Annotated in this window: 6 protein-coding genes; 3 read left to right on the forward strand and 3 right to left on the reverse strand. The window is 69.8% G+C overall.

Translation table 11 applies throughout. The annotated features are described in order from the left end of the window. The coding region (ssd, locus tag AWZ10_RS11810; RefSeq protein ID WP_279616622.1) for a septum site-determining protein Ssd at positions 1–566 on the reverse strand (566 nt) is incomplete at its 3' end. Positions 567–1,142: 576 nt separating this feature from the next. On the opposite strand from ssd, the gene AWZ10_RS11815 reads away from it, so the two are divergent. Then, positions 1,143–1,967 carry an HAD family hydrolase gene (locus tag AWZ10_RS11815; RefSeq protein WP_045563048.1) on the forward strand — a complete coding sequence of 275 codons (825 nt, stop codon included), beginning with the start codon at positions 1,143–1,145 and terminating at the stop codon, positions 1,965–1,967. 371 nt (positions 1,968–2,338) lie between these two features. On the opposite strand, the gene AWZ10_RS11820 is transcribed toward AWZ10_RS11815, so the two are convergent. Continuing rightward, positions 2,339–3,169 (reverse strand): Fic family protein, encoded by an 831-nt coding sequence (locus AWZ10_RS11820; RefSeq protein ID WP_046709645.1) that lies wholly within the window; start codon positions 3,167–3,169, stop codon positions 2,339–2,341. A 100-nt stretch (positions 3,170–3,269) separates the two neighbouring features. Here AWZ10_RS11820 and AWZ10_RS11825 point away from each other — a divergent pair, with 100 nt between their 5' ends. Further along, the gene (locus tag AWZ10_RS11825) at positions 3,270–4,250 is read left to right on the forward strand and encodes an ATP-binding protein (RefSeq protein ID WP_060891039.1); all 981 of its coding nucleotides are present in this window, start codon (positions 3,270–3,272) and stop codon (positions 4,248–4,250) included. Between the two features lie 24 nt (positions 4,251–4,274). Here AWZ10_RS11825 and AWZ10_RS11830 read toward each other — a convergent pair whose 3' ends face one another. Further along, positions 4,275–5,642: a polysaccharide deacetylase family protein gene (locus tag AWZ10_RS11830; protein WP_060891038.1), complete on the reverse strand. Its 1,368-nt coding sequence runs from the start codon at positions 5,640–5,642 to the stop codon at positions 4,275–4,277. A 263-nt stretch (positions 5,643–5,905) separates the two neighbouring features. Here AWZ10_RS11830 and AWZ10_RS11835 point away from each other — a divergent pair. Next, positions 5,906–6,570: SulP family inorganic anion transporter (locus AWZ10_RS11835; protein ID WP_167365943.1), on the forward strand; the 665-nt coding region annotated here is incomplete at its 3' end.

Below are 6,570 nucleotides of genomic sequence, written 5' to 3' on the forward strand. Positions count from 1 at the left end.
CAGCGCAGTCCGTCGGCGCCTTCGCCGCCGAGGAGCACGTCCAGGCCGCCACCCAGGGGATCGGCGTCCACGAGGAGAGTGCGCGTGCCCTGTCGCGCGCAGGTGACGGCGAGAGCGCAGGCCAGTGTGGACGCGCCGGCGCCGCCTCGGCCGCCGATCACGCCGACGGTGAGCGCGGGCCTGCCGACGCCTTCCGCCACGTCGGCGATGCGGTCGACGAGCCACTGCTCGCCGTCCGGCAGCATCAGGACGTGGTCGGCGCCGATCTCCACGGCTCGCTGCCAGACTCCTGAGTCGTCCTGGTCCTTGCCGACGAGCACCACTCCTCGTCTGCGCGCGGCCCCGCGCAGCCGCCGCGCCGCGTCGTCCCCGACGAGCACGAGCGGCGCCGTCTCCCACCGGCCCCGGCCCTCCGGCACTGTGTGGTGGACCTCAGGCCGGGCGCCCGCCGCCGCACACAGGCGCAGCAGGTCGTCCAGCAGTTCCACGTCCTCGGTGACGATCAACGGCCTGCCCTGCCGCCCCTCGGCGGTGGACGGCCGGTCGTTGGTGATGGCTCCCGCCACGATTTCCAGCCCCCTTCGCTGCGTCACACGGGCGCCCCGCGTTCCGGGCGCCCGTGTTCAAGTCCTGTGTGAGGACCGGCGATCGGCCGCCATATCGGCGGCCGACGGAAACCGGACCCACGCATCCGGGAAACGGAACCGGCCATGAACTCGCCGCCGTCGGGACGCGCTGGAATCACGGTGCAGCGATCCCGGAAATCGTGTGGATCTTGGTCGAAAACTGTGGACAACTCGGCGCTTGTGAATATCGCCGTCACCCGAACAGGCGACTCCTGTACGACTTCCGCAGCGCATCCCTGCGACTACGGACCGTGACGGTTCCTGTGTCGGGGCAGAGGAAAGCCCACGAGGGCACTCAAGCGCCTCGCGGGCTGGGGACAGGAGGGGAAAACGCACCCGGACATGCGACGACCCCCACCGGGGGGGAGAGTGGGGGTCGTCTCCACGGCCGACTCGGGGGGGGAGGAGCCGGACCGCGTTAGCACGGTCGCGAACGATCCGTGACTTCCATGGTGTACCCGAGAGGCCTCTCAGGCAAACCCACGCGCCCCACACTAGCCCGAATGGCGGGCGCATATGCTCGGCCCCGTGGAAAACCACTCCTTGCCCCGCACAGCGGCCTTCTTTGACCTGGACAAGACGGTCATTGCGAAGTCGAGCACGCTCACGTTCAGCAAGTCGTTCTACCAAGGTGGCCTGATCAACCGCAGAGCCGCCTTGCGGACGGCGTACACCCAGTTCGTGTTCCTCGCGGGCGGCGCCGACCACGACCAGATGGAGCGGATGCGGAAGTATCTGTCCGCGCTGTGCCGGGGCTGGAACGTCCAACAGGTGAAGGACATCGTCGCCGAGACCCTGCACGACCTGATCGACCCGATCATCTACGACGAGGCCGCCTCCCTCATCGAGGAGCACCACATCGCCGGGCGGGACGTGGTCATCGTCTCCACCTCCGGCGCCGAGGTGGTCGAGCCGATCGGCGAACTCCTCGGCGCGGACCGGGTGGTGGCGACGCGGATGGTCGTCGGCGACGACGGCTGTTTCACGGGCGAGGTGGAGTACTACGCCTACGGTCCGACCAAGGCCGAGGCGATCCGGGAGCTGGCCGAGTCCGAGGAGTACGACCTCGCGCACTGCTACGCGTACAGCGACTCGGCGACCGACCTGCCGATGCTGGAGGCCGTGGGGCATCCGCACGCGGTGAACCCGGACCGGACGCTGCGCAAGGAAGCCCTCGCGCGCGGGTGGCCCATTCTCGACTTCCACCGCCCCGTGCGCCTCAAGCAGCGCCTGGCCGTACGGCCGCGCCCCGCCCTTCTCGCGGCTGCCGCCATAGGCGCCGCGGCGGCCACCGCGGGGCTCGTCTGGTACGCGAGCCGGCGCCGGGTGGCGACCGCCTGACCTGCGGTCGGCACATCGGTGGCTGATTCACCCTCTTTGAACCCAAAAGTAAAGAAGCGCATCGAGGGGTTCCGCTTGCCCCGATCCTGGAGTAGAAAGGATTCAAGGCCCGCGAGACCAAAGGACATCCGAGAGGATCACCTTTAAAACTCATTTTGGCCCCACGGACCCAGCATGAACACCGGGCACCCACGCGACGTCGACCCGTCGATTACGGGCCAGCCGCACCAGGTGACGGGCCACAGTTCCCGACCTGATGGGCATATTTCGAGGACGCTTGGTAACCGGGTGAACATGCCAGCGGCGGTACGAATTCTCGTACCGCCGCAACCCTTTTCCGGGGGTTCTTCGCCGCCCGGCCTCCCGGGTTTCTACGCCGCCCCGCGCTGCAGCGCCTCGCACACCGCCGTCGACTCGCGCGCGCCCAGTTCGACAGCCCTGCCGCAGTGGGCGATCCAGGCGGCCATGCCCTGCGGAGTGCCGGAGACATAGCCGTCGAGGGCGGCCAGATAGGCGGCGCGGCCGAGTTCCGCGTGACCGACCTCCGCCGGGCAGACCGACTTGGGGTCGAGTCCGCTGCCGATCAGGACGATCCGCTCGGCCGCGCGCGCGACGAGGCCGTTGTGGAAGCCGAAGGGCCGCAGAGCGAGCAGCTCGCCGTGGACGACGGCGGCGGTCACGAGGGCGGGTGCCGAACCGCCCTTGATGATCAGCTCGGAGAGGCCGTCGAGTCGGCCCGCGACCTCGTCGGCGCCCGGCAGAGGCAGCTCGACGAGGGGTTCGTCGACGGGCTCCCCGTCCTGTCGGGGCCGCCCCACGCGCGCGTCGTCATGACCGGCGGCCACCAGGTGCAGCCGGGCCAGCACCCGCAGGGGCGACTGCCGCCAGATGGACAGCAACTGGCCCGCCTCGGCGGTCAGCCGCAACGCGGCACCCATGGCGCGGGCCTCGTCGTCGCCCTCGCCACTGAAGTCCGTACGACGGCGCACCTCTTCGAGAGCCCAGTCGGCGCCGGACAGCGCCGCCGAGCCGCGCGCGCCGCGCAGGGCCGCCTCGGAGGTGACCACGTTGCTGCGGCGCCGCATGACGCGGTGGCCGTAGACCCGGTCCACGGCCTTGCGCACGGACTCCACGGACTCGGCCACACCGGGAAGCTCTCCCAGGGCCGCAAGCGGATCGGCGGCCGCACCTGTCGTACTCATGAGTACGACCCTACGCGCACCCGCGGCCGACCCCTCGAAGGAGTGGTCTTCCACCGCCACACGAACACCGCCGGCACTTGCCCCACTACCGTTAGTGAACATGAAAATTGCTTTCGTCGGGAAGGGCGGGAGTGGCAAGACCACGCTGTCCTCACTGTTCATCCGCCACCTCGCCGCCTCCGGGGCACCGGTCGTCGCCGTCGACGCCGACATCAACCAGCACTTGGGCGCCGCCCTCGGCCTCGACGAGTCGGAGGCCGCCAAGCTGCCCGCGATGGGCGACCGACTGGCGCTGATCAAGAACCATCTGCGCGGCTCCAACCCGCGGATCACCTCCGCCGAGACGATGATCAAGACCAGCCCGCCCGGCGACGGTTCGCGCCTGGTGCGGGTCTGCGAGCCCAACGCGATCTACGACGCCTGTGCCCGTCCGGTGGAACTCGACGGCGGAGCCGTCCGTTTGATGGTCACCGGCCCCTTCACCGACGCCGACCTGGGGGTCGCCTGCTACCACTCGAAGACGGGAGCGGTGGAGCTGTTCCTGAACCACCTGGTGGACGGCCGCGACGAGTACGTGGTGGTCGACATGACGGCCGGTTCGGACTCCTTCGCGTCCGGCATGTTCACCCGCTTCGACATGACGTTCCTCGTCGCCGAGCCGACCCGGAGGGGGGTCTCCGTCTACCGCCAGTACAAGGAGTACGCCGCCGACTACGGCGTCGCCCTGAAAGTCGTCGGCAACAAGGTGCACGGTCAGGACGACCTCGACTTCCTCCGCGCCGAGGTCGGGGACGACCTGCTGGTCACCATCGGGCACTCGGACTGGGTGCGCGCTCTGGAGAAGGGGCGCCCGCCCCGTTTCGGGCGCTTGGAGGAGGCCAACCGCCTATCGCTGCGCACCCTTCACGAGGCCGCCGACGCCACCTACGAGCTGCGGGACTGGGAGCGCTACACCCGGCAGATGGCGCACTTCCACCTGAAGAACGCGACCAGCTGGGGCAACGAGAGGACCGGGGCCGACCTGGCCTCGCAGATCGACCCCGAGTTCGTGCTCACCGAAGGGGTCGCGGCCACGGTCTGAGCCCCGTGGCCGCCCCGGCTCCGTTCACTCCTGTGGCCGGGCCCCGGCGCGGCTCCCCTTCGAGCCCGCCCCGGCCCCGCTCTTCTTCGGCTTGGCCGCCGGAGCCCCGGGAACTCCCTTCGGGGCCGGTGCCGGTCCGGCGGACAGGAAGTTCTTCCAGCCCTCCTTCGGGGACTGCCCCACCCCCAGGGTGCGCAGCCTGTCCAGGACCACCGGGTCCTGGGCGTCGAGCCAGTCGGCGAGCTGCCGGAAGGAGACGCAGCGCACCTCCGCCTTGCCGCAGACCGCCTCGATGGTCTCCTCGACGGCACGCATGTAGACGCCGCCGTTCCAGGACTCGAAGTGGTTGCCGATGATCAGGGGTGCACGGTTGCCCTCGTAGGCGCGCTCGAAGCCCGCGAGCAGACCGTCACGGTACTGGTCGCCCCAGTGCTCCCGCTTGGCCGCCGAGCCCGCCCGGGCCCCGGACTGGTTCACGTAGAAGTTGTAGTCCATGGTCAGCGTCTCGAAGTCCCGCCCGGGGACGGGGACGAGCTGCATCGACAGGTCCCACAGCCCGTCCTTCTGCTCGGGCCAGACCTGGTCCTTGACTCCGCTGGTGTCGTAGCGGAAGCCGAGTTCGCGGGCGGCCCGCATGAAGTTCGTCTGGCCTTCAAGACAGGGTGTGCGGGCGCCGATCAGCTCCTTGTCGTAGTCGAAGGGCAGCGGCTCGGTCTTCTCCGTTTCGGTGTTGGTCCTCCAGGCCTTCACGAAGGACTTGGCCTGGGCGATCTCGCTCTTCCACTCCTCGACCGACCATTCGCCGACCCCGCCGCCGGGGCCACAGAAGTGGCCGTTGAAGTGCGTGCCGATCTCGTTGCCCTCCAGCCACGCGCCGCGCAACTGGTCCACGGTGTCCCTGATTCCGCGGACGTCGTTGAAGCCGATGTCCGACCGGCCCGGTGAGTGCTGAGGCGGGCGGTACAGGTCGCGTTTCTCCTCCGGCAGCATGTACACGCCGCTCAGGAAGTACGTCATGGTCGCGTCGTTGGCCCGTGCCACCTTGCGGAAGTGCGAGAAGAGCCGCTGGCTGTCCTCCCCCGCGCCGTCCCAGGAGAACACCACGAACTGTGGCGGCTTCCCACCGGGCGTCAGCCGTTCGGGCCTGCGCAGGTGCGGCTGCACACCGGTGTACGCGGTGGAGCCGTCGCCGATCAGCCGGACCGCGGCCTTCGGCGGCGCCGGCACGCCCTCTTTCGTGGCCGCTGCGCCCTGCCGGCCCTCCTTCTCCGCTTTCTTCGCGCCAGGTGAGCCGACTGTTCCTGTCGGCTCACCGATCCCGCATCCGGCCAGCGCCGCGGCGCAGGTCGCGGCGAGCGTGACGCCGACGGCGATCCTCTGGGTGACGGCCATGTTCCGCCCACCTTCTTCCTTCGCTCAGGGGCAGAGCAGCCAAGGTCACACAGAGTCCCGATCATGATTAATACGACAAGCCGATGAAAAGCTGCATTCATCCTCATGGGTGATCTAATGACCTATTTGCGGCTAATGTTCTTGCACATCCTTTACCCTGCATTACGATTCGTTTACTGAGCGTTGAGAAATCCCGCCGCTGAACGCCGTGCCCCACGGCCGCGACCCACGCGACCGCGCAGCCCCGGAGGAGACGGGAGAACATGTCCGCCTGCGTCCCCACCCACGCCACCGGCCCGGACTCGAACCGGACGGAGCGTGATCACCGACCGCACAGCCCCCCGGAAGGACCGCGCCGCCGGTTCCGTGTCTCGGCCGCCGATCTGTCGGCCTCCATCGCGGTCTTCCTGATCGCCCTCCCCCTGTCCCTGGGCATCGCCCTCGCCACCGACGCCCCACTCCAGGCCGGCCTCGTCGCCGCCGCCGTCGGCGGCCTCGTCGCCGGGCGCCTGGGCGGCTCCCCCCTCCAGGTCAGCGGCCCTGCGGCCGGTCTCACCGTCGTCACCGCCGACCTCATCCACCAGTACGGCTGGCGCACCACCTGCGCCATCACCGTCCTCGCCGGCCTCTCCCAACTGGGACTGGCCCACCTGCGCGTGGCCCGCTCGGCACTCGCCGTCAGCCCCGCGATCGTGCACGGCATGCTCGCCGGCATCGGCGTCACCATCGCCGTCGCCCAGCTCCACATCGTCCTCGGCGGCACCCCGCAGAGCTCGGTCAGCGCCAACATCGGCGCCCTCCCCGCCCAGTTGGCGCGCCTGCACCCCGCCGCGGTCTCCGTGAGCGCCCTCACCCTCGTCCTGCTGCTCGCCTGGCCCCGGCTCCCCGGCCGCGTCGGCCGGCAGCTGCGCACCGTCCCGGCCGCCCT

It is taken from the genome of Streptomyces europaeiscabiei (assembly GCF_001550375.1).
GTDB classification, from domain to species: domain Bacteria; phylum Actinomycetota; class Actinomycetes; order Streptomycetales; family Streptomycetaceae; genus Streptomyces; species Streptomyces europaeiscabiei.

What these genes read in the sequence shown, in the direction of transcription:
- AWZ10_RS11815 (WP_045563048.1), top strand. Translation starts at nt 1,143, where the DNA reads ATGCTCGGCCCCGTGGAAAACCACTCCTTGCCCCGCACAGCGGCCTTC.
- AWZ10_RS11820 (WP_046709645.1), bottom strand. Translation starts at nt 3,169, where the DNA reads ATGAGTACGACAGGTGCGGCCGCCGATCCGCTTGCGGCCCTGGGAGAG.
- AWZ10_RS11825 (WP_060891039.1), top strand. Translation starts at nt 3,270, where the DNA reads ATGAAAATTGCTTTCGTCGGGAAGGGCGGGAGTGGCAAGACCACGCTG.
- AWZ10_RS11830 (WP_060891038.1), bottom strand. Translation starts at nt 5,642, where the DNA reads ATGGCCGTCACCCAGAGGATCGCCGTCGGCGTCACGCTCGCCGCGACC.